The following is a 23,197-nucleotide window of genomic DNA, read 5'->3' on the forward strand; positions in this document are numbered from 1 at the left end:
TGGTCACGTCGGCTCCCCGCCGACGTCGCCGAAGAGGTCGGCGAACGCCCCCGGACTGCGGGCCAGCACGGCCGGACTGCCCTGCTGGACGAGCCGGCCGTCGTCGAGCACGAGGATGCGGTCGGCGCACCGCACGAGGTCGATGTCGTGGGAGATGATGATCGTCGTCGTGCCCTCGATGAGGGTGCGCAGGGCCTCGATGACCTGCGCCGACGCCTCGGGGTCGAGTCCGGTCGTCGGCTCGTCGAGCACGAGCACCGGCGCTTCGCGGATGAAGGCGCGGGCGATGGCGAGCCGCTGCCGCTGGCCGCCCGACAGGGTCGAGGCCCGCTCGCCGAGCACGGTCGCGTAGCCGAGGGGCAGCTGCTCGATGAACTCGTGGGCCTGCGCCAGCCGCGCCGCCCTCTCGATGCGCTGCGGGTCGGGGTCGTCGATGCCGTACGCGATGTTCTCGGCGACGGTGCCGGTGAGCAGCAGGGTCTCCTGCAGCACGAGGCTGACCTGGCTGCGCAGCGAGGCCAGCGTGAACTCCCGGACGTCCGTCCCGTCGATCGCCACGACCCCCGAGTCCGGGTCGTAGAGCCGGGGCACGAGCTGGGCGATGGTGCTCTTGCCGGCGCCGCTGGGCCCGACGAGCGCCACGACCTCGCCCGGGTCGGCCGTGAAGCTGATGCCGCGCAGCACGGTTCGCTGGTCGGCGCGCCGGCCGGTCGCGGTGGCCGTCTCGGACTCCGCCTCGGACTCGGCGGCCTCCGACCGGTAGCTGAAGACGACGTCCGAGAAGCTCAGCCGGCCGGCGAGCCTCGGGGCGGGCGTCGACAGCAGGGTGTCCTCGACCGTGGGCTGCCGCTCGAGCAGCTCGGCGATGCGTTCGGTGCTGGCGATGAGCTTGCCGACCTTGTACCACTCGCTGACGATCTTGCGGGAGGGCTTGAACATGTTCTGGATGAGCAGCACGAAGAGCACGAGCGTGCCCGGGCTGATCACGCCCCCCTCGACGAGCCAGAAGCTGAGCCACAGCACCCCCGCGATGGTCAGGCCCTCGAAGACCGCGATGGCGAAGCTGAACTGCGCCTGGACGGTGGCGATGCGCAGCGAGGCCCGCATGCTCTGGTCGCTCTGTCGTGAGAAGTTCTCGAGGTCGACGTGCCCGCGGCCGTAGCTCTGGACGAGACGGATCGACGAGAGCATCTCCTGGGCCGTCGAGGCGAGGTCGCCCTCCTTGGCCCGCTGCTCCTTGGAGAAGCGCTTGAGCCGCAGCGAGAACCAGTTGGCGACGAGCGCGAGCACCGGCACGACGACGGCCGCGATGATGGCGACCTGCCACGACCGGAGCAGGAGCGCGACGAACGAGCCGACGAGCAGCAGGGCACTGGCCACGAAGTTGCTGAGCGAGGCGACGATGAACTCCTCGACGACGAGCACGTCGCCGGTGACACGGGTGAGCACGTCGCCCGTGCGGCGCTTGTCGTGGAAGGCCATCGACAGCTTCTGCAGCCGGTCGTACATCGTGACGCGGATGTTGTAGCCGAGCTCGCGGCCGCCGCGGGCGAGGAAGACCTCCGAGAGCGAGTCGGCGCCCTTGTTGACCGCGGCGATGAGGATGATGGCGATCCCGAGCAGCAGGATGGTCTCGACCCGCTCGTCGGTGAGGAACGCCGGGAACCCGCGGTCGCGCAGGTTCGGCTCGCGGCCCGTCACGAAGTCGAGGGCGTAGGCGATGGGGAACGGCTCGAGCACGGCCGTCGCCGCCTCGAGGACGAGCAGGAGCAGGCCGACGACGTACGGACGGTTGCTGCCGTGGTAGCGCCTGATGAGCGCGAAGGCACGTGCCGTGTCGGATCGCTTGGCGTGACGGGGCGCCCGTCGTCGACGGGTGCGCTCGGGCGGCGCATCCACCCTCGTGTCAATGGCGACCATCGGCCCTCCCGAGCTCGTCCACGGCCTTCCGGGCGTCGTCCGCGAGCTGCCGGGGCAGGGACGAGACCGGCGACCGCGCCCAGGCGCGCAGCGCCTTGCGCACCATCGAGACGACGGCGTAGTAGCGGATCCTGGCCGTCAGCTCCTGCGTCCGCGCAGGTCGGGCGCTGTCGAGGTATGCCGTCACGAACGTCGCGCCGAGCGCCTCGGCCGCGCGCGCAGCCTCCTTCGCAGGCACGCCACCCGAGCCTGACGCTCGCACCGCTGCTTGGCGCAACGAGGCGACGAAGTTACCCACGTCGTAGGAGGGTTCGGCGATGCCGCAGTGGTCGAGGTCCAGCAGCGCGACCCGGTCGCGGTCCATGAGGAACTGGCTGGGCTTGCAGTCGCCGTGCACGAGCGAGACCGGTCCGGGCGCCGGCCGGAGTCCGAGCACGTCGTGGGCCAGTGCGAGGAGCACGTCGCCGGTCACCGGGTCGACGCTCCGGATGGCCGTCGCGCGGTCGACGAAGCGGCGTAGCTCCCGCTCGACCGGCCGGGGGCGGCCCGCCGGGACCGTCCCGCGGTGCAGCGCGGCGAGCGCCTGCGCCGCCCGGGTGACGTGTGTGCCGTGCCGTGTCCCGACCGTCGGGTCGGCGAGGTCGATCACGAGGTCGCGGCCCGGCAGGTGACGCTGGACGACCACCGCGAGGTCGGGCAGGTGCGCCACGACCGGCGCGAGCACGAGGGGCGGGGGCAGTCGCAGTGCCTGCAGCGCCCGGCCCTCCGCCGCGACGGCGGCCGCCTTGGCGTCGTCGTGGTAGACCTTCGCGACGTACGTCGCCGACCCCGCGGGCCCCGCCGACACCCCGCCCACCGAGACGAGGAGGGTGGCGCGACGACCGGGGCGGTAGCGCAGCAGCCGGGTCGCGACCGGGGAGCCGTCGGGCAGGCCGAGCGCCTGGCCCAGGGCGGCACCGAACCGGGCGGGGTCGAGCACGGTGGAAAGGCTGGGCAGGCCGGGGTCGATCGGGAAGCGCCTGACACCGATGCCGTTCGGCAGCAGCGCCTCACCCCCTGCGACCCCACCCGGCGCGGGGACCGTGACGTGCACGAGACCCGCGCCGAGCAGGTAGAGCACCGTTGCGGTTCGGCCTGGCTCGTACTTGGCGTCGGCGACCAGGCAGGGCGTGTCCGGGTCCTCGCCGAGCGCGACGGCGAGCGCCGGACCAGTCCTGGCGGCGTCGAGCGCCTCCACGACGAGGGCGTGCTGGGCGTGCAGATCGACGTGCTGGTCGGACTGCGGGAGGGCGTGCCGGTCACCCAGGACGACGGTTGCCCGGGGGGTCCGGCCGGTCATGAGGTCACCTCCGCGACGCCGAAGACCTGCACCAGCTGCTCGGCCGCACGGTTCACGTCGAAGGCCCGCTCGGCCGTCTCGCGTGCTCTCGCCCCCATCATCCGTCGTCGCGGTGGGTCGCGCAGCAGGCTCGCGAGGTGCTCGGCGACCGCAGCGACGTCGTGGGCTGGGGCGAGCAGGCCGTTGCGGCCGTGCACGACCGCCTCGGCGACCCCGCCGACGTCGGTGGCGACGACGGGAAGCCCCGCTGCGAGTGCCTCGACGACGACGTTGGGCACGCCGTCGCGGTCGCCGTCCGCGGTGACGAACGGGGTGAGGGCGAAGACATCGGCGTCGCGCAGGGCGTCGACGACGGCGGCGCTGTCCCGCTCGCCGGCGAAGGTCACGGCGTCGTCGAGCCGGAGGTCGCGGCACACGGCCTCGAGCTCGCCACGCATCGGGCCGTCGCCGAAGACGGTGAGGTGGAAGGGTGCGACTCCCCTCAGCCGGGCGCAGGCCCGTAGCAGGTCGGGGAAGCCCTTCTTCTCGACGAGCCGACCGATGGTGACGATGCGGACCACCGGGTCCTCGCGCGGCTCACCGGGCACGAACTGGTCGAGGTCGATGCCGTGGTGGATCACGCGTACCTTGCCCATCGACTCCGGATCGAGCTGCGCGGCAAGGTAGTCCACGTTCGCGGCGCAGCAGGTGAGCACGCTCGTCGACGCGGCGACCCGGGCGACCAGGCTGGCCCGGGGGATCTGGTAGAGGTCGCGGGCGTGGGCGGTGATGCTGTAGCCGACCCCGGTGAGAAGGTGCACGAGGAGGGCGACGAGGGCGGGGTCGTGCGCGAAGTGGGCGTGCAGGTGCGCGACGCGGGTGCCGTCGGCCTCGCTGCGCGCCATCCGTGCGGCCAGCTGGACGGCCACCTCGAAGCACTCGGTCGTGGTGGCGTTCGCGTAGCCGCTGGACAGCTCGGGGCGCTCCTGGGCGAGGCGTGCCGTGTCGGCGTACTGGTGGGGTGCCAGCCCGGCGACGAGCGTGTGGTCGGCGGCCGACGCGACCTGCGCGGGGTGCGAGACGGCGGCGCGGACCCGCGCCACCTGCGGCTGGCGCACCCGCTCCCCCGACGGCGCCATCGCCCAGAGGTCCAGGTCGACGCCGAGGCGCTCGAGGGCCAGCACCTCGTTGACGATGAAGGTCTGCGAGAGCCTCGGCCAGCTCCGCGTCAGGTACATCACCCGCGCAGCCATGCCGCCCCCTGACCGAGCCGCCACCGGGCCACGCCGACGAGCTCGTCGGTGACCTGCCCTGCGAGCGCCTGCCGGGTGATCTTCAGCAGGGTGTAGGCGGTGAAGAAGGCCAGACGGTGCTCGGCGTCGGGTCCGGGCACGGCGCCGTACGCGTCGAGGAACGAGCGCGCGGCGCGGTCCACCGAGGCCGAACGGGCTTCCGCCGCATAGGCGCAGAGGTGCGCCACGTCGAGGGCAGGATCGCCCATCCGCGCCTCGTCGAGGTCGATGACGGTGACCCGGCCGCCCTCTCCCACGAGGACGTGCCCGAGGTGGAGGTCCTTGTGGATGAGCGAGTCGCCCACGGTCGGCAGCCGCTCGGCGTGGGCCTCCAGGAGGTCGGCCAGCTCGCGCGCGGGGGCGAGCAGCCGCGCGTCCACCCGGCCCACCCGCTCGGCCCAGAGGGAGCAGTTCGCGACCTCGTGGACGACGTCGAGCCGGCGGGCGGCCCCCGTGCCCGCCGCGTGGACCGAGCGCAGCCAGCGGCCGAGGTGCCCCGCTGCGATGACGACGTCGTCGTCGGCGAGCGGGCTGTCGTGGCGCGGCACCGCCGCGGCGGCCGGGGTGCGGCGGGGCCCGCCGGGCGACGCGGTCACCGGCTGTCCGGGCGCAGACCGGCACAGCACGATGCCGAGGTGCGGGTGCACGCCGATCGGCCGCTGCGTGCCACACCGGACCGCGGGATCGCGGAGCCTGTCGAAGAGGACGAGGTTCTCGTGGGCCATGACCGCCCGCCCGTGCTCCGCGTACGCCTTGGCGATGACCTCGACCGGGCCGTCGGCGCCGCCGGCCACGCGGTAGCGCACGACGACCCTCCGGCCCGGGGCGAGCCGCAGCGTCTCTGCCGCGACGATGCGGCCGCCTTCGAGCCCACCGGCCCGCAGCTGCTCGCGCAGGAGCGCGGTCATCGAGCGAGGGTCGGTGATCGCGGGCGAGCGCTGCGGGCGCCGGGCGGCCACGGACCGCCGCAGGCTCCGGTCACGCCGTCGCTCGAGCACGCCTGAGGCCGCGGCGACGAGCGACGGCACGGCGTCCCAGTGCGTCACGTCGAGGCTGCGGAAACGGCGCCCACCGATCTTCAGCAGCGATGCGGCGTGCCACCAGTCCACCGAGTCGGGGTCGGCCCGGCCGCCGGCGTCGGCGTAGCCCGCGAGGAGGGCGCCGACGAGGTCGGGCGTGCGGGCAGATCCGGTGCGCAGGCGCTGCCAGTCGAGGTATGCCGTCGCGTTGCCGAGGTCCCTCGCCGGGTCTGCCAGCCCGGCACCGTCGAGGTCGAGCACCGCGAGGCGGTCGTCGTCGACCACGACCTGGCCGGCGCGGAACGACCCGTGGCTGAACACGAGCGACCACTCCTTCGGGGGCTTGTCACCCAGACGGTCCAGCGCCCAGCCGAGCGAGAGCGCCGTCGGCGGGTCGGCGTGCCACGCCGCGGGGAGGTACGAGACGAGCTCGTGGAGCGCCTCGGCGGGCCCGTGCGAGCGGGCCGCGGCCCGGGGTGCGGGTGCGGTGCCGTGGATGTCGGCGAGCAGCCGCCCGAGTGCTGCTGCGAGCCGCAGGCGGTCCCGCACCGGGGTCGACGGGTCGGCCAGCACGGTGGACGCCGTCGGACCCGGCACCCCGGCGGTGACGACGGCCCCGAGGTCCGTCCAGCAGCCCACCAGCGCCGGGACGACGGCGCCGCCGCCACGCCCGCCGGCGAGGCTCCGGAGGCTCTCCACGTAGTCGCCGCTGCCGTCGGCGAGCACCTTGACGAAGACCGTGCGCCGACCCGAGGGCAGGCTCGCGTCGCAGCGGACGACGCAGCGAGACCCGGGCCGGTAGCTGACCGGTGTCACGGTGCAGTCGCCCACCGGGCGGCGGAAGAGCTGTTCGAGCCGGGCCGCCACGCCCACGGGGTCGAGGATCGCCGCGACGCCCGCGAGTGCCGGGTCCTCGCCCAGGCTTGTGCGGTGCAGCGAGCCAGGCCGCGCCTCGTACACGACGACGTCGCCGTCGCGATGGTCGAACGTGACCCTCGTCGACCGCTCCGGCTCCCAACGGATCTGGTGGACGCCGCCCGGTCGGCCCTCACCCTCGACCACCGGCTGGACGAGACCCACGAGCGGGTCGACCTCGGTCCAGACCCACCCGGCGGGTGGGGTCGGCCACGCCGTCGTCATCGCGCCCTCGCCCCCAGCACCCGGCGCGTCTGCCGCGTCGCCTCGCCCGAGCAGCCTCGGGCGCTGTCCGCCGCGGCGGCGAGCCTCTCGTCGACGGCGGCGGACCAGCCGGGCTCGTGCAGTGGGATGCGCCGCCCCAGCGCCCGCAGCTGGAAGAGCACGTCGTAGAGCAGCGCCCGGGTCAGCCGCGTGGGCGGGCACGGGCCGTAGCCGTAGAGGAAGGCGTCCACGAGAGCCGTGGGGCTGCGCCCGGCAATCCGCGACCACCAGCGCAGGTCGGCCAGGAGCTTGCCGAGGTCCAGGGCCGGGTCACCGACCGTGACGCGGTCGAAGTCGAGGAGGACGAGCCGGTCGTCCGTCACGAGGAGGTTGTCGCACTTGTAGTCGCCGTGCAGCAGGCGGCCCGTCTCGTCGGGCAGCTCGGTCAGCCGCGCGACCGTCTCGGAGAGCAGGGACTCGAGCGCCCCTGCGGAGCCGGGCGCGAGGGCAGCCACGTGCTCGAGCGACCGGCGCGTCGTAGCCGCCTCGGCCTCCGGGTCCGACCGATGCCGGCCGTCCCGGGTCGTGGAGGTGCCGTCGTGGACGGCTCGGAGGGCGGCGCCGGCGCGCCCCGCGTGGGCCTGCTGGACGGACGTCCTGACCGCCTCGTCGACGAGGACGTGCGACAGCGACGGCCCCTCGTCACCGTGCCACAGCACGAGTCCGTGAGAGGGCACGTGACCAGCCACCCGGGCGGTCCCGGCGGGTGCGTTGTTCCGTGAGAGTGCCTCTGCCACAGTCCGACTCGCGTGGACCACCTCAGCGCCGGAGCCGTCGCGGTAGCACTTGGCGAACAGCCTGACCTGTCGGTCGAGGCTCTCGACGACCAGGACGTGCCGCTGCCCCGGGCGGTAGCGGAGAGGGATGACCCGGAGGCCGTCCTCGAACCCGGTCACGCCCGCGTCACCGAGGATGCCGCCGAGCCGGGCCGGGTCGTAGACGTCGACGAGCAGGGGAAAGGCGGGGTCGGCCGGCGCCGCGACGACACTGGGCCGCGCACCCGGCACCCAGGTGACGGTGGCGGGGCGTTCTTCCCCGCCGCCGGCCACGGCCACGCTCACCGTCAGCTTGCGACCTGGCTTGAGCTTGCTGCGCGTCACCCGGACCTGCACGGACCCCGCACGGTCGGGACGCTGTCCCTCCAGCACGTCAGCGACCGTCACGGGCACGACCTCGGTCAGGAAGCGGCACACGTCGTCGGGACCACGGCGACCGGCCACCACCTCCTGCACGTCCGTGTCCACGTCCACGGCCTCGCCGGCCGGGCCCGCCGACTGCGCGGCGGTCGCCACCGGCGGCACGGTCATGTGCCGACCGACTCGAGCTCGAGCTTGGGCCAGCTCTCCAGCTGGCTCGTCAGCCGGGACACGGCGGTCTTGCGACCGGCCAGGTCCGGGCTCCGCGAGGGGCACGGCGGGTCGGTCAGCGCCCCGACCACCGCGTCGGCCACCGCGCCGGTGCCGAGCAGGTCGGGGTCGAGCCAGTGAACCCAGTCCCGCTGGCCGAAGAGACTCGCGCGGATGCGCTGCTCCGCGCTCGGGCCGCTGCGCGGGATGAGCAGCGCCGGCGTTCCGTCGTTGAGCAGCTCGATCGTCGTGTTGTAGCCCGCCATCGACACGACGAGGTCCGCTCGGGCGACGCGCCCGCGCCCGTGGATGCGACGCCGCACCTCGACCATCGAGAGGTGCCTCGCCCTCCGTCTCAGCTCTGCGACCCTCGCGCCCGGCATGAACGGGCCGGTGACGAAGAGGAGCTCGGCGCCGGTCTGCCGGTGCACGTCCGCGGCGGCCTCGATCACGCCCGACATCATCGGGTACGCGTCGGCGCCTCCCCCGGCGACCACGAGGACCTGCGGGGCTCCGGGGGTGCGCGGCTGCCCGGCGCCGTCGCGGTTGCCGGCTCCCTGGTCGCCCACCACCGCGAGCCGTCTGGCCCTGCGGTGCGGCTTGGCACACACGTAGCCGGCGTAGGTCAGCCGGTGGGCGGGGCCCTTGGGCCAGGCGTACTCGTGCGCCACGTCGAGCACCTCACGGGAGCCGTAGACGAGCACCTCGTCGTAGTACTCCTCGAGCGCCTCGTACGCGCCCTCCGCCGTCCAGCGGCGCCGCACGACCTCAGGGTGGTCGATGATGTCACGCAGCCCTAGCACCACGTGGGTGCGGTGCCCCCGCAGCTTGCGGAGCGCCGGCACCAGCTCGCCCATCGCGCCGTGCGGCATGTGGTCGACGAGCAGGACGTCCGGGTCGAACTCACGCACCGCGCTCGCGATGAGGCGCCGGCGCAGCGCGAGCACGTCGCGGAAGGACGCCGAGAGCGAGACGGCCTCCCACTCCCCCGGCCCGCTCTTGCGGATGCTCGGCAGCTTGAGGAAGTCGTGCCCCGGCGCCGTGGCGAAGAACTGCCCCAGGGGCGAGTCCGAGATCGTGAGGGCGCTCGCGCCCGGCATCTGGCGCAGGAACTCGGCCGCGAGCAGCGAGGTGCGCCGCATGTGGCCCAGCCCCAGGCCGTCCTGCGAGTAGATGAGCATCCTCGGTTCGTGGCTCACCGGGGCCACCCGCCCTGCGACGTCGCCGGCTGGAGCGGTTGGAGCGGCTGGACTCCCCGTCCGGCCCCGTCGGGGGGCGCCACGCCCTCCTGCTCGGGGTGCTCACGCAGCCTCCGGTGCCAGGCCACCTGGTGCTTGAGGCCGAGCCGGAGGTCGGTCGCGGCCCGCCAGCCGAGGGCCGCCGCGGCAGCCCTGCTGTCGCCGTGGGTCTGCTCGGTGTCGCCGGCCCGGTGCGGCAGCCTGGCCACGGTGGCCTCGCCGTGCACCTCCTCCTCGAGCAGGCGCAGCACCTCCGGCACGGCGACCGGCGCGCCACGCGCGATGTTGAGGACGGTGCCCGCCGGCACCGGCGCCGTGGCCGCAGCCACGACCGCACGGGCGACGTCGCCCACGTACGTGAAGTCGCGCAGCTGCACCTGGTCGCCGAAGACCGACACCTCCCGACCGTCGAGCAGTGCCTCCGTGAAGCGGTGGATCGCCATGTCGGGGCGTTGGCGCGGGCCGTAGACGGAGAAGAAGCGCAACGACACGGTGGGCACCCCGCGCTGGTGGGCGTACGCCCCGACCAGGCACTCGCCCGCCAGCTTGCTCACCCCGTACGGGCTGAGCGGCGCCAACCGGCTCGTCTCGTGCATCGTCTCGAGCGTGGGCCCGTAGACCGACGAGCTCGACGCGTAGACGATGCGCGGCGCATGGGCGACGGCTGCCGCCTCGAGCAGCCTTTGCGTCGCGAGGATGTTGCGCTCCACGTAGGTCGAGAACGCCTCTCCCCACGACGTGCTCACGCCCGGCTCGGCGGCGAGGTGGATCACCGCGTCGACGTCCTCGACGAGAGGCGCGAGGTCCGTCGTCGTCAGGTCCTCGTGCACGAGCGAGAACGCCGGGTTGTGGCGCATGCCCGAGACGTTGCGCAGCTTCGCAGCGGGATCGTAGTTCTCCGTGAGGGCATCGACCCCACGGACATGCCAGCCGTCGCTGAGCAACAGTTCGGCGACGTGGCTTCCGATGAATCCTGCTGCACCGGTAACCAGTGCAAATTTCACGAGACCCCCCCTGGGTCGCGTCAGTCAGGGCTCACGGCCCCGCCCCCAGGTCCCGTGACGTTCAGTTCTCGGTCCAGTGTGGCACCGGTGAATTCCAGATGTCACTCAAATGAACGAACTCGGTGCGAACCGACCCGACCCGCGCCTATCCTGTCGGCACTACAGAGGGGGGAAGATGGATGCGACGTGGTTCGAGCGCGGCGTTCGTCCCGACAGCGTCTCGTCCGCGCTCAAACGAGAAGTGCCCGAGTTGCGCTCTGGCACAGTCGATCTCGTCGACTGCCGCGTGACACGACTCAGGTCGTCCGATGACGGCGAGTGGACGGCCACCTACCTCTTCGAGCTCGCGGGCCCCACCGAGACGCACCGCACGGTGTCGGCGCACGGCACCCTCGTGCCCGACGGCGGCACGGTGCCCCCGACCGGCAGCACCGCACCCTTCGGTGAGGACGGATGGTCGCACTGGCTGCCCGAACTGCGCCTGCACCTCAACGTGTGGTCCGCCGACGCCGGCCTGCCCGGTCTCCAGGCCGTCACCCAGGAGCGGACGGCGCTGCCCCTGCTGCAGCAGCTGCTGGAGGCCCACCGTCCGACCGGTGGCAGGGCGCAGCTCGTCGGCTGCGAGACCTCGGTGCTGACCTACAAGGCAGGTCTCCGGGCGACCGTTTCGTGCGACGTCGCCGTCTCGCCGTCCCACGCGTCGAGCGTCTGGCCCCGCACGGTCGTGGCCAAGGTGCACCGCGTGGACGACGGGCGGGCCTGCCACGAGGTGCTGGAGGCGCTGTGGGCCTCGCCGATGCGCGACAGCCCGGGCCTGCGCATCCCCGAGCCGGTCGGCTACGTCGACGACCTCGGGATCTCGGTGCAGACGCACCTCGACCACCGGGGCACCCTCAAGGACCTCCTCGCCGACGCCTTCTCCGGAGCCCTCGCACCGGCGGATGCGGCCCGAGCCGTCGGCACCACTGCCCGCGGGCTCGCGGCGCTGCACACCAGCGCCGTCTCGACCGGCGCGCCCGTCACGTGGGCCGACGAGCTCGCCGCCGTCGAGGGCAAGCAGGCGAAGCTGGCGGCGCTGCTGCCCTGGCTCGACACGCTGACGGGCGCCGTCCTCACGCGCATCGGCCGCGACGCCTCGCTCGCCGACCCGGACCCGGCCGTCCCGTCCCACGGCAGCCTGCGCCCGGCGCAGGTGCTCGTGCTCGACGCCGGCGGGCTGGGCCTCATCGACTTCGACAAGGCGGCCCAGGCGGAGCCCGCGCGAGACATCGCCATGTTCCTGGTGAAGCTGCGGCACTCGGCGGTCAACAAGACCGGTGGAGAGGTAGCGGCCGGCTCGAACGCCTTCGAGGAGCGCTCGTCGCACGTCGACGCCCTCGCCGACGCCTTCCTCGCCGCCTACCGCGAGCACGCGGCGGTGACGGAGGAGCGCGTACGCGTGTGGGAGGCCCTCGAGCTGTGCTCGCTCGTCCTCAGCGCGGCGAAGAAGATGCTGCCCGACCGGGCCGCCAGCTGCGCGGCGATGCTCGACCGCCACCTGACGGCCCACCTCGTCGCTCGCTAGGTGGTGCCCCCCTCCGATCAGGTCGGTCACGGGCCGGCGTGTTGCCCTGCAGGGCACGGGCCGCGTCATGGCATGCTCCTGCTGCGTGACCGTCCGTCCCCCTGGTTCGACGGTCACGCTCACGCTCCGGCGCACCCCCCCTCCGCCGGAGCCACCGGCGCGGCCCGTCCACCCCCCACCCGGACGGGCTGCGCCACTCTCCGGCGGGAGACCTACAGGGCCGCCTTTTCGGTGGCGAGCAAGAGCGCGATCTCCTCGTGGACGCCGAGCTTCTGCGCCAGTGGCGCCTGCCGATACGCCTGCCGGAGGTGGTCGACTGCGTCTCGGGTCGAGAGGTGGCTCGAGTTAGCAGGGTGCGGATCCGGCGCGGGACTGGCGCCGGCCGAGGCGGCGGGCACCGTGAGCGCCACGCAGGCCGCGACGACGGATGTGGCGGTGCGAAGGCACCTGGGAACCGAGTGCAGGCTGTTGTTCGTCATCCCTCGACGGTCGACCGGCGCCGCCCTCCGGGGAATTCGATCTTTCGCGTACGCGGTTGAACGCATTCCCGCGCCGTGCCCGTGGGCCTAGCCTTGAGGGATGGAGCCGACCGGTGCCATGACGAAGAGCCGCTGGACGCTGACCGACCAGGACGTGGGGGGTCTGCTCGACGTCCTCGAGCCAGGGCCGGCGGTACCGGCCGACGACATCTTCTACCCCGATGTCCTCGCAGGGCTGCGGCGGCTCATCCCGTGCGACGAGCTCAACTTCCAGCTCATGGATGTCGGGGACCAGCGCATCCGCCTGCTCTCCGTCGGCGGCGACGGTGTCGAACGGGAGGAGAACTTCGGCACGGAGGACGACGAGTTCACTCGCCTGTTCTGGCAGGAGTTCTGGAAGTTCGACGGCTGCGCGGGTCCGCTGCTGAGCAACGACTACACGACGGTGCAGCGCAGGTCGGACCGCTGGACCACTCGCGACTACGCCAATACCCCGCTCGGCTCGGTCTTCGTCAACATGCTGGGGATCACCCACGAGGTGCTCGTCCCTTTCACGCCCCATGGCGGCACTGATCGCCGGGTTCTCCTCTTCCGCCACGGCGGTCCTGACTTCAGTGAACGCGAGCTGATGATGCTTCGGCTGGTGCGTCCGCACCTCGCCGAGCTGCATGCCCGTCGCGAGCGCGAGGTGCGGGGCGAGCCGAATCTGACACCACGCCAGTGGGAGATCCTCCGGCAGGTCGCCACCGGCGCCAGCAACGCCCGGATCGCCCGCAACCTGCGGCTCTCGGAGGGCACCGTCCGCAAGCACCTCGAGAACATTTTCCTGCGGTTGGACGTGCTGAGCCGCACGGAGGCGCTGGCTCGGGTCCGGCCCTTCCTCGACGTCGCCTGATCGCGCGGGGTCAGCCGCCCGTGGAGCCGGCGACCTCCGCGCGGTGCTTCGCGAGACGGGTCCACGTCTCGACGACGGTGTCGGGGTTGAGCGACATGGACTCGATGCCCTGGTCGAGCAGCCACTCGGCCAGGTCGGGGTGGTCCGAGGGCCCCTGCCCGCAGATGCCGACGTACTTGCCGCGGTCGCGGCAGGCCTTGATCGCCATGGCGAGCATCTTCTTGACCGCAGGGTCGCGCTCGTCGAAGGAACCGGCGACGAGCGATGAGTCACGGTCGAGACCGAGCGTCAGCTGCGTCATGTCGTTGGAGCCGATGGAGAAGCCGTCGAAGTGATCGAGGAACTCGTCGGCGTTGACGGCGTTGCTCGGGATCTCGCACATCATCACGACCTGCAGGTCGTTCTCGCCGCGGCGCAGGCCGTGCGAGGCGAGCAGGTCGATGACGCCCTTTCCCTCGGCGACGGTGCGCACGAAGGGGATCATGATCTTGACGTTGGTCAGGCCCATCTCGTCGCGCACGTACTTGAGCGCCTCGCACTCCATGGCGAAGCACTCGGCGAAGTCCGACGAGAGGTACCGCGCGGCGCCGCGGTAGCCGATCATCGGGTTCTCCTCGTGCGGCTCGTAGCGCTCGCCGCCGAGCAGCCCGGCGTACTCGTTCGACTTGAAGTCCGACATGCGCACGATGACCGGCTCGGGCGCGAAGGCCGCTGCGATGGTCGCGACGCCCTCGGCGACGCGCTGCACGAAGAACTCGCGCGGCCCGGCATACGCGGCGATGTGCGCCTCGATCTCGGCCTTGAGCGCGGGCTCCTGGTCGTCGAGCTCGAGCAGCGCCTTGGGGTGGATGCCGATCTGGCGGTTGATGATGAACTCGAGGCGGGCGAGTCCGACACCCTTGTTGGGCAGGCGCGAGAACTCGAAGGCCTGCTCGGGGGTGCCGACGTTCATCATGATCTTGACCGGCACCTCGGGCATCTCGTCGAGGGCCGTCTCGGTGACGGTGAACTCGCGCAGCCCCTCGTAGACGAAACCGGTGTCGCCCTCGGCGCACGAGACCGTGACCTCCTGCCCCTCCGTGAGGGCCGAGGTCGCCGAGCCGGTGCCGACCACGGCAGGGATGCCGAGCTCGCGGGCGATGATCGCGGCGTGGCAGGTGCGGCCGCCACGGTTGGTGACGATGGCGCTGGCGCGCTTCATGATCGGCTCCCAGTCGGGGTCGGTCATGTCGGCGACGAGGACCTCGCCCGGCTGGAAGTCGTGCATCGCGTCGATGGACTGCAGCACGCGTACGGCCCCGGCACCGATCTTCTGACCGATGGCGCGACCCTCGACGACCACCGGCCCGCGCTCGTCCATGCGGAAGCGGCGCATCGTCGACCCCGTCTGGCGCGACTGCACCGTCTCGGGACGCGCCTGCAGGATGTAGAGGCCGCCGTCGACGCCGTCCTTGCCCCACTCGATGTCCATCGGGCGCCCGTAGTGCTCCTCGATGCGCAACGCGTGCGTGGCCAGCTCGGTGACGTCCTCGTCGGTGATCGACAGCAGCGGGCGCTGCTCCTCCGGCACCGGCACGAACTCGATGGTGCGCCCGACGCTCGCGTCGGAGGTGTAGACCATCTTCGTCGCCTTGCTGCCGACCCCACGCTTTAGGATCGCCGGGCGGCCCGCGCGCAGCGCCGGCTTGTAGACGTAGAACTCGTCGGGGTTCACGGCGCCCTGCACGACCGCCTCGCCGAGGCCGTAGCTGCTCGTGATGAAGACGGCGTCGCGGAAGCCGGACTCCGTGTCCATCGTGAACATGACACCGGAGGCGCCGATGTCCGAGCGCACCATGCGCTGCACGCCCGCCGACAGCGCGACCACCGAGTGGTCGAAGTCGCTGTGCACGCGGTAGGCGATGGCGCGGTCGTTGTAGAGCGAGGCGAAGACGAGCTTGATGGCGTGCAGGACGTTGTCGATGCCGCGCACGTTGAGGAAGGTCTCCTGCTGCCCGGCGAAGGACGCGTCGGGGAGGTCCTCGGCGGTCGCGCTCGAGCGCACCGCGAAGCTGACCTCGTCGGCGCCGTCGCCGCCCTGTCCGCCGCCCTGCTCGCTGACGAGCCGGTCGAACGCCTCACGGATGTCCTGCTCGAGGTCGGCGGGGAACGCCTGCTCCTCGACCTGCTCGCGGATGCTGGCGCCGACCTCGGCGAGCTTGCGGGTGTCGTCGACGTCGAGGTCCGACAGCAGCGCGTTGATGCGGTCGGCGAGGCCGTCCTCGGCGAGGAAGCGGCGGTAGGCGTCGGCCGTCGTCGCGAAGCCGTCGGGCACGGTGACGCCGGCCTTGGACAGGTGCTGGACCATCTCCCCGAGGGAGGCGTTCTTGCCCCCGACCAGCTCCACATCGCCCAGTCCGAGGTCGGCGAACCTCTTCACGTTCTCGGTCACAGCAGGTCCTTCCGGTAGGTGGTGCGGCTCGGTGGTCGGGTGGGTCTGTGGTTCTTCGGGGGCCGTCAGCCGTTGCCGAGCCGGCGGCTCTGCATGATGACGGCGGCGATCTCCTCGACGGACATCGCGGAGGAGTTGACGACGGGCACCTTGTGCGCGCGGTACATCGCCTCGGCGCGGCGCAGCTCGTAGCTGCACTGGGCGAGGCTGGCGTACCGAGAGCCCGGGCGCCGCTCGCCGCGGACCTGGCTGAGGCGGGCGGCGGTAGACAGCAGTCCGAAGCACTTGGCGGCATACGGCCGGACGGGGCGCGGGAGGTCGCTCGACTCGAAGTCCTCCTCCACGAGCGGGTAGTTCGCGACCTTGATGCCGTGTTGCAGCGCGAGGTAGATCGAGGTCGGCGTCTTGCCGCAGCGCGAGGGTGCGATGAGGATCAGCTGCGCCTGCTCGAGGTTGCGCATGCTCTGGCCGTCGTCGTGCTCCATCGCGTACTCGACCGCCTTCATGCGGGCCTCGTAGCGGCCGACGTCACCGACACCGTGGAGCGCCCCGACGCTGTGGACGGCATTGACGTGCAGGACGTGCTCGACGGTGGCGAGGTGCGACCCGAAGAGGTCGATGAAGGCGCACCGCGTCCGCTGCAGCTCGGCACGGATCTCCTCGTCGGAGACGGTGGAGAAGACGAGCGGCGTCACGGTGTCGGTCATGGCGGCGTCGAGCTCGGCGACGACCTGGCGCGCCTGCTCGACCGTCGTGATGAACGGGATCTTGCGCCGGGTGAAGCTCACCGACGGGAACTGCTGGAGCATCATGTTCCCGAGCGTCTCCGCAGAGATGCCGGTGCCACCGGCGAGGAAGAAGGCCGGGGTCGGCTGGGGCGAGGACGCGGGCGTCGTCGATGAGGCCACGAGAGGAACTGTGGCACATCGTGACGTACGACTCGTCCCACGCAAGGCGCCGATGTGACCCACGACTCAACCGACTTCCATGGGTCGAGACCACCACCATCAGGTATGCCGTCGCGCAGCGCCCGTGGGGTCCAGCCCCCAGGGCACGTGGACGCCATCCCGAGGTCCGACGATTCCGCCAGCGCGAAGTCCTGTCACGGCGGATGTCACAACTGGCGGCCCGTCGGCGTCTGGATGTCGAAACCGGATGGAACCGACAGCAGGAGGACGACATGACCGACTCGACCCGCATCCCCGCCGCCCCGATCACCGGCCTAAGGGGGCCGTCCTCAAACGCATCGCACGCGCGGCACTTGGGCGCGTGCCGAGCTCCCTCGGCGTCTACTGGCACAACCAGAAGGTGCTCATGGGGATGACCGCCGTCGGCGGCAAGGTGCAGAAGTGGGACGCGTGCGACGAGCAGCTGAAGTCCTTCGCCCACATGGCGGTCGCCTCGCAGGTCGGCTGCAGCTGGTGCCTCGACTTCAACTACTTCGAGGCCCACAACAAGCACCTCGACCTGGCGAAGGCGCACGAGATCCCGAGGTGGCGAGAGTCGGACGCCTTCTCCCCGCTCGAGCGCGAGGTGCTGGCGTACGCCGAGGCGATGACCGGGACGGAGCCGACGGTGACGGACGAGATGGTGGCCTCGTTGCTCGCCCAGCTCGGTGAGGCCGCGGTCGTCGAGCTCACGGCCGTCGTCGCCTTCGCCAACTTCACGACCCGCGCGAACGTCGCTCTCGGCATCGAGTCCGACGGCTTCGCGACCGCGTGCGGTCTGAAGCCACTTGCGGGGCGGCCGGCCGTAGGGTCGACGCCGTGACGCAGAACGACGACCCGTTCATGGCCAACCGCGGGCTGCTCTTCACGGTGGCCTACGAGATGCTCGGGTCGGCGGCCGACGCCGAGGACATCGTGCAGGAGACGTGGCTGCGGTGGGACGCCATCGGCGACGACGGGCGAGGAGACGTGGAGCACCCGCGCGCGTTCCTCGTGCGGATGGTGACCCGCAAGGCACTTCACCGGCTCCGGGCGAACGCCCGTCGGCGCGAGGACTACGTCGGCGCCTGGTTGCCCGAGCCCCTGCTCACGGCCCCCGACCTGGCCGAGGACGCCGAGCTCGCCGAGAGCGTCTCCATGGCGATGCTCACCGTGCTCGAGACGCTGACGCCCACCGAGCGGGCGGTCTTCGTGCTGCGCGAGGTGTTCGACACCCCCTACGACGAGATCGCCGACGCCGTCGGCAAGTCCGCGGCCGCGGTCCGTCAGATCGGGCACCGCGCGCGTGACCACGTCGCGGCACGCCGGCCGCGGATGGACGTCGGGCGTCGCGAGCAGCAGGAGGTGGTGGAGCGGTTCCTCGCGGCCGTCACCGGTGGCGAGCTGCAGGCGCTGCTCGACGTCCTCGCCCCCGACGTGGTGCTCGTGGCCGACGGCGGCGGCGTGGTCCAGGCGGTCGTCAACCCGGTGGTCGGTGCGAAGAAGGTCGCCAACCTGCTGCGCCCGTTCGGCAGGCTCGCACCGGGGGCGCAGATCCTGCCGGTGCTGCTCAACGGCGCCGCCGGTGCGCGAATCGTCGGCACCGACGACGGCTACGACACGGCGATCAGCTTCGTCGTCGAGGACGGCCGGATCAGCCGCATCTACGCCGTGCGCAACCCGGCCAAGCTCGGCCAGATCGACATCGAAGTGACCATCAGCCGGTAGGTGCGAAGGAGATGCGGTTCCCGGAGCACCGACGAGGCGGCGGCTCACGGCTCGATGACGTCCGGCGCACCGGGTGCTGTCGGCGCGTGGAGTGACCGCGTCTCACAGCGCGCCGAAGCGAGGCTGTGCTCAGTCGGCCGGGCCCTGCCCAAGAGAATGAGCATCGCCTCGGCGCGCGACCGCGCACCCACGATGCGCATCAGATGCGCGACGTCCCCCGCCACCGTGCGCACCGAGACGCCCAGCTCACGCGCGACGACGGCATCCTTGGCCCCGAGAGCCATCCGCCGTGCGATGTAGCACTGTCGCGGTGTGAACGGTGGGGCTCCGCCCGGAGCGAGCCCGGGCGTGGAGTTCGCCCAGGTCCGCTCCCAGATATCCGTAACCCTGCGCACCACGTCCAGGGATGTGGTGAACCAGGCGGTCGGTGCCCCGAAGTCGTCGATGGGGCCGGGGACGATGGCTGCTGCCCCGTCGATGAGCAGGAAGTGTGTCCGCGCCGGGCCGAAGCGGACCTCGGGGATCTCCGAGGTGAGAAGCGGATAGAGCTCGAGCGAACGGCGGTTGGTGAGCAGCTGGGTGTCCAGCCCACGTCGACGCGATCGCTCGGTCAGCTCCATGACCGTGCTTGCCGGCTCGAAGTGCACCACCTCCTGCATGTTCCACACGCTCACCCGCACCGACGCCTCCAGACCGACCATGGCCTGCTCGACCTGCGCCAGCCCGGTGCCGAACCGACGAAAGCCCGAGGGTGCCCTGTCCCGCTGCCACGCTGCCACGCTGTGGCGGACGACGCTCGCCAGCTCCTCCACAGCGGAGTCGAGGCCCGGATCTCCTCCTGACCGCGCCATCTGGCTATCGCTCACGTGCTCCCCAAGTGCGACATCGACCCCGGTGCCGGAGCCTGCGTCCTGGCCTCCGCACTACCGTGGACAAACTACCGGCGTGCTCGGACGGTGCGCGTGTGACAGACGGTCGAGGGCCTCGGCAAGAGCCGTTGCACGATCCTGCAACCCGGACACGTGACCGTGTCTTGTGAGTGGCGTCATTGCTATCTTCGCGCCACATTGACCGGACGACGTCAGGTCGCTGGTCGCAGGAACGGCAGGAGAGCTCAGACATGGTGTTTCGCAGGTTGGCCACCGCCGCGGTGGCAGGAGCAGTGTGCACGCTGGTTGCGGGGGTCGGCCCTGCTGGAGCCGTGACGGATCCCGGTGGGGGCTCCGGTTGTGGCGACGTCGCCGTCAGCCAGTCGTACACGTCGGGCTACGTGAACATCAGCTTCCAGACCTACTGCTCCTTCGACGTGTACGGCATGGAGCACAACTTCACGGGGCAGCGCAACGGCACGGCCGTGATCACCAAGAGCGCCCAGTACTGCCGGTCTGCGAGCAACACGCTGAGGAACTGCACGAAGACGATCTCCATCCCGGACCCCGCCGGCACCCAGAAGTTCCAGGCACTGGACGAGTGGTTCGTCTGGCAGAACCCCTACACCAACCGCACGATCGCTTCCGGCAAGACCTTCTCCAACGTCTTCTACCACTGAGACAGCGCCGAGTCGTCGGGGGAGCGGACGGCAAGCCGTCTGGTGCTGCGCGCAGACGCAGCACCAGACGGTTCAGCACTCGATCACGTTGACGGGGCCCGGGACGGCGGCTTCTTCCCGACCGGCGTCACGGGCTTCGCCCCCGGCTTCCAGATCGCCGTCTTCGCCTTCGTCGGGCTCGCGCTCGTCGGGACGACCGCCGCCGAGACCAAGAAGGCCGAGCGGACGCTGCCAAGACGATCAACCCGATCCCGATCCGGATCATGCTCTTGTCCGTGGGCGCGCTCGTCGTCATCATGGCCGTCACGCCGTGGCGGCAGATCGTGGCCGACACGTCGCCGTTCGTCGGCATGTTCAGCCTTGCCGGCCTCGGCATGGCCGCGTCGCTCGTCAACTTCGTCGTGCTCACCTCGGCCGCGTCGTCCACGAACTCCCGCATGTACTCGGCGCCGCGGATGATCTACGGCCTCGCCCTCGAGAGCGACGTGCCGTCGCGGTGCGCCGGCTGACGAGCCGCAAGGTGCCCGCGAGCGCCCTGGTCTTCTCGGGCGCGTTCCTGCTCGGCGGGGTCGCCCTGCTCTACGCCGGCACCTCGATCATCGAGGCCTTCACCGTCGTCACGACGATCTCGGGGCTGCTGTTCATGTTCGTCTGGACGATGATCCTCGTGTCCTGCTTGGCCTACCGCCGGAAGCACCCGGAGCGGCACGCGGCCTCGAGCGTCCGCATGCCGGGCGGCATCCCGACGGTGTATGCCGTCGTCGCCTTCTTCGCGTTTCTCTCTGGGCCCTGACGCAGGGGGCCGACACCCTGCACGCGCTGCTCGTGACGCCGGTGTGGTTCGCGGTCCTCGGCATCGGGTGGGCCGTCGTGCGCCGCCGACCGCACCACCTGGAGCCGTACGAGGAGTTCCGCCGTTCGCTGGGCTCGACCCACGACAGCGAGGCAGCGCAGTCCCGCTGACCCGCCCGCCGTCACGTCGGCCTACCCTCCACCATCGGCGAAAGTGCTTGGATGACGGACATGGAGCACGTCGACGCCAGGACCGAGACCGACCCCTCGGAGCACGGTGCTGCCGTGTCCGACCCGCGCGACCCTGCCGAGCGCGAGCCGACCGAGATCAGCTACTCCGAGCACTTCTTCGCCGCTCGCCCGCAGCCGCTGCGGATGCGACCGCGGGCCCGCCTGCGCGCGCAGGGCACCCCCGAGCCGAGCGAGCGCGTCGGCGAGCCCGTCGGCACCAACCCGGCATACGTCGCGTGGCTGCGACGGGAGTCGATGCTCGCGGACGCGAAGGCGATCGCCGCCCAGTTCTCCGGCAAGGGGTCGATGTGGCAGAACCCCTACGCGCGACCCAACCCCGTCGCTGCGGTGCAGGCGGCACCCGTGTGGTTCACGGCATACCCCATCTCGATGGTGACCAAGGGCGGCACGTCGTTCCTGGGCACCCTCGCCGACCCCGACCTCTGGGACGTCTTCGCGCAGATCGGCATCCGCGCCGTGCACACGGGCCCCGTCAAGCGGGCGGGCGGGCTCTCCGGCTGGGACCCCACCCCCAGCGTGGACGGGCACTTCGACCGCATCTCGACGCAGATCGACGCGGCGTTCGGCACCGAGGACGAGTACCGCTCGATGTGCGACGTCGCGGCGTCGCACGGCGGCACGATCATCGACGACATCGTCCCCGGCCACACCGGCAAGGGACCGGACTTCCGCTTGGCGGAGATGAACGTCGGCGACTACCCCGGCATCTTCCACATGGTCGAGATCGACCCCGCCGACTGGCACCTGCTCCCCGAGGTGCGCCCCGGGCGCGACTCGGCCAACCTCGACGGCGAGGCGGAGGCGGCCCTGGAGAGGGCCGGCTACATCATCGGCCGGCTGCAGCGCGTCATCTTCTACGCGCCCGGCGTCAAGGAGACGAACTGGTCCGCGACCGGCGAGGTCGTCGGCGAGGACGGCGTCACGCGCCGCTGGGTGTACCTGCACTACTTCAAGGAGGGGCAGCCCTCCATCAACTGGCTCGACCCGACCTTCGCCGGCATGCGCCTCGTCATCGGCGACGCCCTCCACTCGATGGGCGACCTCGGCTCGGGGGGCCTGCGGCTCGACGCGAACGGCTTCCTCGGCGTCGAGAAGTCGAGCGAGGGCGAGGCCGCCTGGTCCGAGGGCCACCCGCTCTCCGAGGCGGCCAACCAGCTCATCGGCTCGATGGTGCGCAAGGTCGGCGGCTTCAGCTTCCAAGAGCTCAACCTGACCGTCGACGACATCCGCGTCACCGCCGAAGCCGGTGCCGACCTCTCCTACGACTTCGTCAACCGGCCCGCCTACCACCACGCGCTCGCCACCGCCGACACCGAGTTCCTGAGGCTGACCCTCAACATCTCGCTCGAGTCCGGCGTGCACCCCATCTCACTCGTCCACGCCCTCCAGAACCACGACGAGCTCACCTACGAGCTGGTCCACTTCGAGACGCTGCACCACGACGACCTCTTCACCTTCCACGGCGTCGAGGTCACCGGTGCCGCACTGGCCGCGCACGTGCGGGGCCAGCTGGTCGAGCACCTCACCGGCGAGGCCGGACCGTACAACGCGATCTTCACGACCAACGGGATCGCGTCGACCACGGCGACCGTCATCGCGGCCGCGCTCGGCTACCGCGACCTCGACGTCGTCGACGGGCTCGACATCGACAACATCCGGCAGGCCCACCTGCTGCTCGCGATGTTCAACGCGCTCCAGCCCGGCGTGTTCGCATTGTCCGGGTGGGACCTCACGGGAATGACCACGGTCGACCGCGACGAGATCGGTCACCTCCTCGCCACCGGTGACACGCGGTGGCTCCACCGCGGGGCCTACGACCTGATGGACTACCGGCCCGACCTCGCGCAGTCGGCCTCCGGCATGCCGCGTGGCCGGTCGCTCTACGGGTCGCTCCCGGCCCAGCTCGACGACCCCGACTCGTTCGCGTCCCGGCTCACCCACGTCCTGCGGGTGCGTGAGGCATCGGGCATCGCCACCGCGACCCAGATCGAGGTGCCCGCCTGCAGCCACCCGGGAGTGCTCGTCATGGTGCACGACGACCTGCCCGGCGTGCTGCGCCAGGCCACGGTGCTCAACTTCAGCGCCGACCCGGTCGACGTGCGGGTCACGAGCAACCACTTCACGCCCGGGTGGAGCGTCGTCGACGAGCTCACCGGCGAAGAGCTCGGCGAGGTCGACGAGCTGCACGGCCTCGACCTCTCGCTCGAGGCCCACCAGGGCCGGTTCCTCACGTTCAGCGCGGGCGCCGCTGGGGCCGAGTGAGCG

At 71.6% G+C, this 23,197-nt stretch carries 18 protein-coding genes and 1 pseudogene; 8 read left to right on the plus strand and 11 right to left on the minus strand.

Features of this window, described 5'->3' with window-relative positions:
* Positions 1-3: 3 nt before the first annotated feature.
* The 7 genes from ACXR8F_RS03535 to ACXR8F_RS03565 are packed head-to-tail and all read right to left on the minus strand — an operon-like array spanning position 4 to position 10,316.
* A complete protein-coding gene (locus tag ACXR8F_RS03535) occupies positions 4-1,920 on the minus strand; it encodes an ABC transporter ATP-binding protein (RefSeq protein WP_458798746.1) in 1,917 nt (638 codons plus the stop codon).
* A complete protein-coding gene (locus ACXR8F_RS03540) occupies positions 1,907-3,259 on the minus strand; it encodes an aminoglycoside phosphotransferase family protein (RefSeq protein WP_458798747.1) in 1,353 nt (450 codons plus the stop codon). The genes ACXR8F_RS03535 and ACXR8F_RS03540 overlap by 14 nt, the downstream gene beginning before the upstream one ends.
* Positions 3,256-4,491, minus strand: coding sequence for a glycosyltransferase family 4 protein (locus ACXR8F_RS03545; protein WP_458798748.1), 1,236 nt, complete (start codon positions 4,489-4,491; stop codon positions 3,256-3,258). The genes ACXR8F_RS03540 and ACXR8F_RS03545 overlap by 4 nt, the downstream gene beginning before the upstream one ends.
* Positions 4,476-6,689: a phosphotransferase gene (locus ACXR8F_RS03550; RefSeq protein WP_458798749.1), complete on the minus strand. Its 2,214-nt coding sequence runs from the start codon at positions 6,687-6,689 to the stop codon at positions 4,476-4,478. Before ACXR8F_RS03550 ends, ACXR8F_RS03545 begins: the two co-directional genes overlap by 16 nt.
* Positions 6,686-8,035, minus strand: a complete 1,350-nt coding sequence (locus ACXR8F_RS03555; protein WP_458798750.1) for a phosphotransferase family protein — start codon at positions 8,033-8,035, stop codon at positions 6,686-6,688. The genes ACXR8F_RS03550 and ACXR8F_RS03555 overlap by 4 nt, the downstream gene beginning before the upstream one ends.
* The gene (locus ACXR8F_RS03560) at positions 8,032-9,273 is read right to left on the minus strand and encodes a glycosyltransferase family protein (protein ID WP_458798751.1); all 1,242 of its coding nucleotides are present in this window, start codon (positions 9,271-9,273) and stop codon (positions 8,032-8,034) included. Before ACXR8F_RS03560 ends, ACXR8F_RS03555 begins: the two co-directional genes overlap by 4 nt.
* Positions 9,270-10,316, minus strand: a complete 1,047-nt coding sequence (locus ACXR8F_RS03565) for an NAD-dependent epimerase/dehydratase family protein (RefSeq protein WP_458798752.1) — start codon at positions 10,314-10,316, stop codon at positions 9,270-9,272. Before ACXR8F_RS03565 ends, ACXR8F_RS03560 begins: the two co-directional genes overlap by 4 nt.
* Positions 10,317-10,602: 286 nt before the next feature.
* On the opposite strand from ACXR8F_RS03565, the gene ACXR8F_RS03570 reads away from it, so the two are divergent.
* Positions 10,603-11,880, plus strand: coding sequence for a phosphotransferase family protein (locus ACXR8F_RS03570; RefSeq protein WP_458798753.1), 1,278 nt, complete (start codon positions 10,603-10,605; stop codon positions 11,878-11,880).
* A gap of 212 nt (positions 11,881-12,092) precedes the next feature.
* On the opposite strand, the gene ACXR8F_RS03575 is transcribed toward ACXR8F_RS03570, so the two are convergent.
* Complete coding sequence (locus ACXR8F_RS03575; RefSeq protein WP_458798754.1) at positions 12,093-12,359, minus strand: hypothetical protein; 267 nt, start codon at positions 12,357-12,359, stop codon at positions 12,093-12,095.
* A gap of 100 nt (positions 12,360-12,459) precedes the next feature.
* On the opposite strand from ACXR8F_RS03575, the gene ACXR8F_RS03580 reads away from it, so the two are divergent.
* Positions 12,460-13,254, plus strand: a complete 795-nt coding sequence (locus ACXR8F_RS03580) for a helix-turn-helix transcriptional regulator (protein ID WP_458798755.1) — start codon at positions 12,460-12,462, stop codon at positions 13,252-13,254.
* Positions 13,255-13,264: 10 nt separating this feature from the next.
* Here the strand turns inward: ACXR8F_RS03580 and ppsA are convergent, their stop codons facing one another.
* Complete coding sequence (gene ppsA / locus ACXR8F_RS03585; protein WP_458798756.1) at positions 13,265-15,685, minus strand: phosphoenolpyruvate synthase; 2,421 nt, start codon at positions 15,683-15,685, stop codon at positions 13,265-13,267.
* Between the two features lie 65 nt (positions 15,686-15,750).
* Positions 15,751-16,593, minus strand: a complete 843-nt coding sequence (locus ACXR8F_RS03590; protein WP_045190889.1) for a pyruvate, water dikinase regulatory protein — start codon at positions 16,591-16,593, stop codon at positions 15,751-15,753.
* A gap of 361 nt (positions 16,594-16,954) precedes the next feature.
* Here ACXR8F_RS03590 and ACXR8F_RS03595 point away from each other — a divergent pair, with 361 nt between their 5' ends.
* Positions 16,955-17,455 (plus strand): carboxymuconolactone decarboxylase family protein, encoded by a 501-nt coding sequence (locus ACXR8F_RS03595; protein WP_458798758.1) that lies wholly within the window; start codon positions 16,955-16,957, stop codon positions 17,453-17,455.
* Entirely contained in the window at positions 17,452-18,339 is an 888-nt protein-coding gene (locus tag ACXR8F_RS03600; protein ID WP_458798759.1) for an RNA polymerase sigma-70 factor, read from the plus strand. Before ACXR8F_RS03595 ends, ACXR8F_RS03600 begins: the two co-directional genes overlap by 4 nt.
* Before the next feature lie 44 nt (positions 18,340-18,383).
* Here the strand turns inward: ACXR8F_RS03600 and ACXR8F_RS03605 are convergent, their stop codons facing one another.
* On the minus strand, positions 18,384-19,205 hold the full coding sequence (locus ACXR8F_RS03605; RefSeq protein ID WP_458798760.1) for a helix-turn-helix transcriptional regulator: 822 nt from the start codon (positions 19,203-19,205) through the stop codon (positions 18,384-18,386).
* Positions 19,206-19,540: 335 nt separating this feature from the next.
* Between ACXR8F_RS03605 and ACXR8F_RS03610 the strand changes: the two genes are divergently transcribed.
* The 4 genes and pseudogenes from ACXR8F_RS03610 (at position 19,541) to treS (ending at position 23,194) form a co-directional block, all read left to right on the plus strand.
* Complete coding sequence (locus tag ACXR8F_RS03610; protein WP_458798761.1) at positions 19,541-19,888, plus strand: hypothetical protein; 348 nt, start codon at positions 19,541-19,543, stop codon at positions 19,886-19,888.
* A gap of 42 nt (positions 19,889-19,930) precedes the next feature.
* Positions 19,931-20,681, plus strand: a pseudogene (locus tag ACXR8F_RS03615) (amino acid permease).
* 32 nt (positions 20,682-20,713) lie between these two features.
* Complete coding sequence (locus tag ACXR8F_RS03620) at positions 20,714-20,851, plus strand: hypothetical protein (protein WP_458798762.1); 138 nt, start codon at positions 20,714-20,716, stop codon at positions 20,849-20,851.
* Between the two features lie 60 nt (positions 20,852-20,911).
* Positions 20,912-23,194 carry a maltose alpha-D-glucosyltransferase gene (gene treS, locus ACXR8F_RS03625; protein ID WP_458798835.1) on the plus strand — a complete coding sequence of 761 codons (2,283 nt, stop codon included), beginning with the start codon at positions 20,912-20,914 and terminating at the stop codon, positions 23,192-23,194.
* Positions 23,195-23,197: the final 3 nt, after the last annotated feature.

The organism is Terrabacter sp. AAH1 (genome assembly GCF_054456855.1).

Coding starts and splice junctions, on each gene's coding strand:
- ACXR8F_RS03545 (WP_458798748.1), bottom strand. CDS start 4,491: ATGGCTGCGCGGGTGATGTACCTGACGCGGAGCTGGCCGAGGCTCTCG.
- ACXR8F_RS03580 (WP_458798755.1), top strand. CDS start 12,460: ATGGAGCCGACCGGTGCCATGACGAAGAGCCGCTGGACGCTGACCGAC.
- ACXR8F_RS03555 (WP_458798750.1), bottom strand. CDS start 8,035: ATGACCGTGCCGCCGGTGGCGACCGCCGCGCAGTCGGCGGGCCCGGCC.
- ACXR8F_RS03535 (WP_458798746.1), bottom strand. CDS start 1,920: ATGGTCGCCATTGACACGAGGGTGGATGCGCCGCCCGAGCGCACCCGT.
- ACXR8F_RS03540 (WP_458798747.1), bottom strand. CDS start 3,259: ATGACCGGCCGGACCCCCCGGGCAACCGTCGTCCTGGGTGACCGGCAC.
- ACXR8F_RS03575 (WP_458798754.1), bottom strand. CDS start 12,359: ATGACGAACAACAGCCTGCACTCGGTTCCCAGGTGCCTTCGCACCGCC.
- ACXR8F_RS03550 (WP_458798749.1), bottom strand. CDS start 6,689: ATGACGACGGCGTGGCCGACCCCACCCGCCGGGTGGGTCTGGACCGAG.
- treS (WP_458798835.1), top strand. CDS start 20,912: ATGGAGCACGTCGACGCCAGGACCGAGACCGACCCCTCGGAGCACGGT.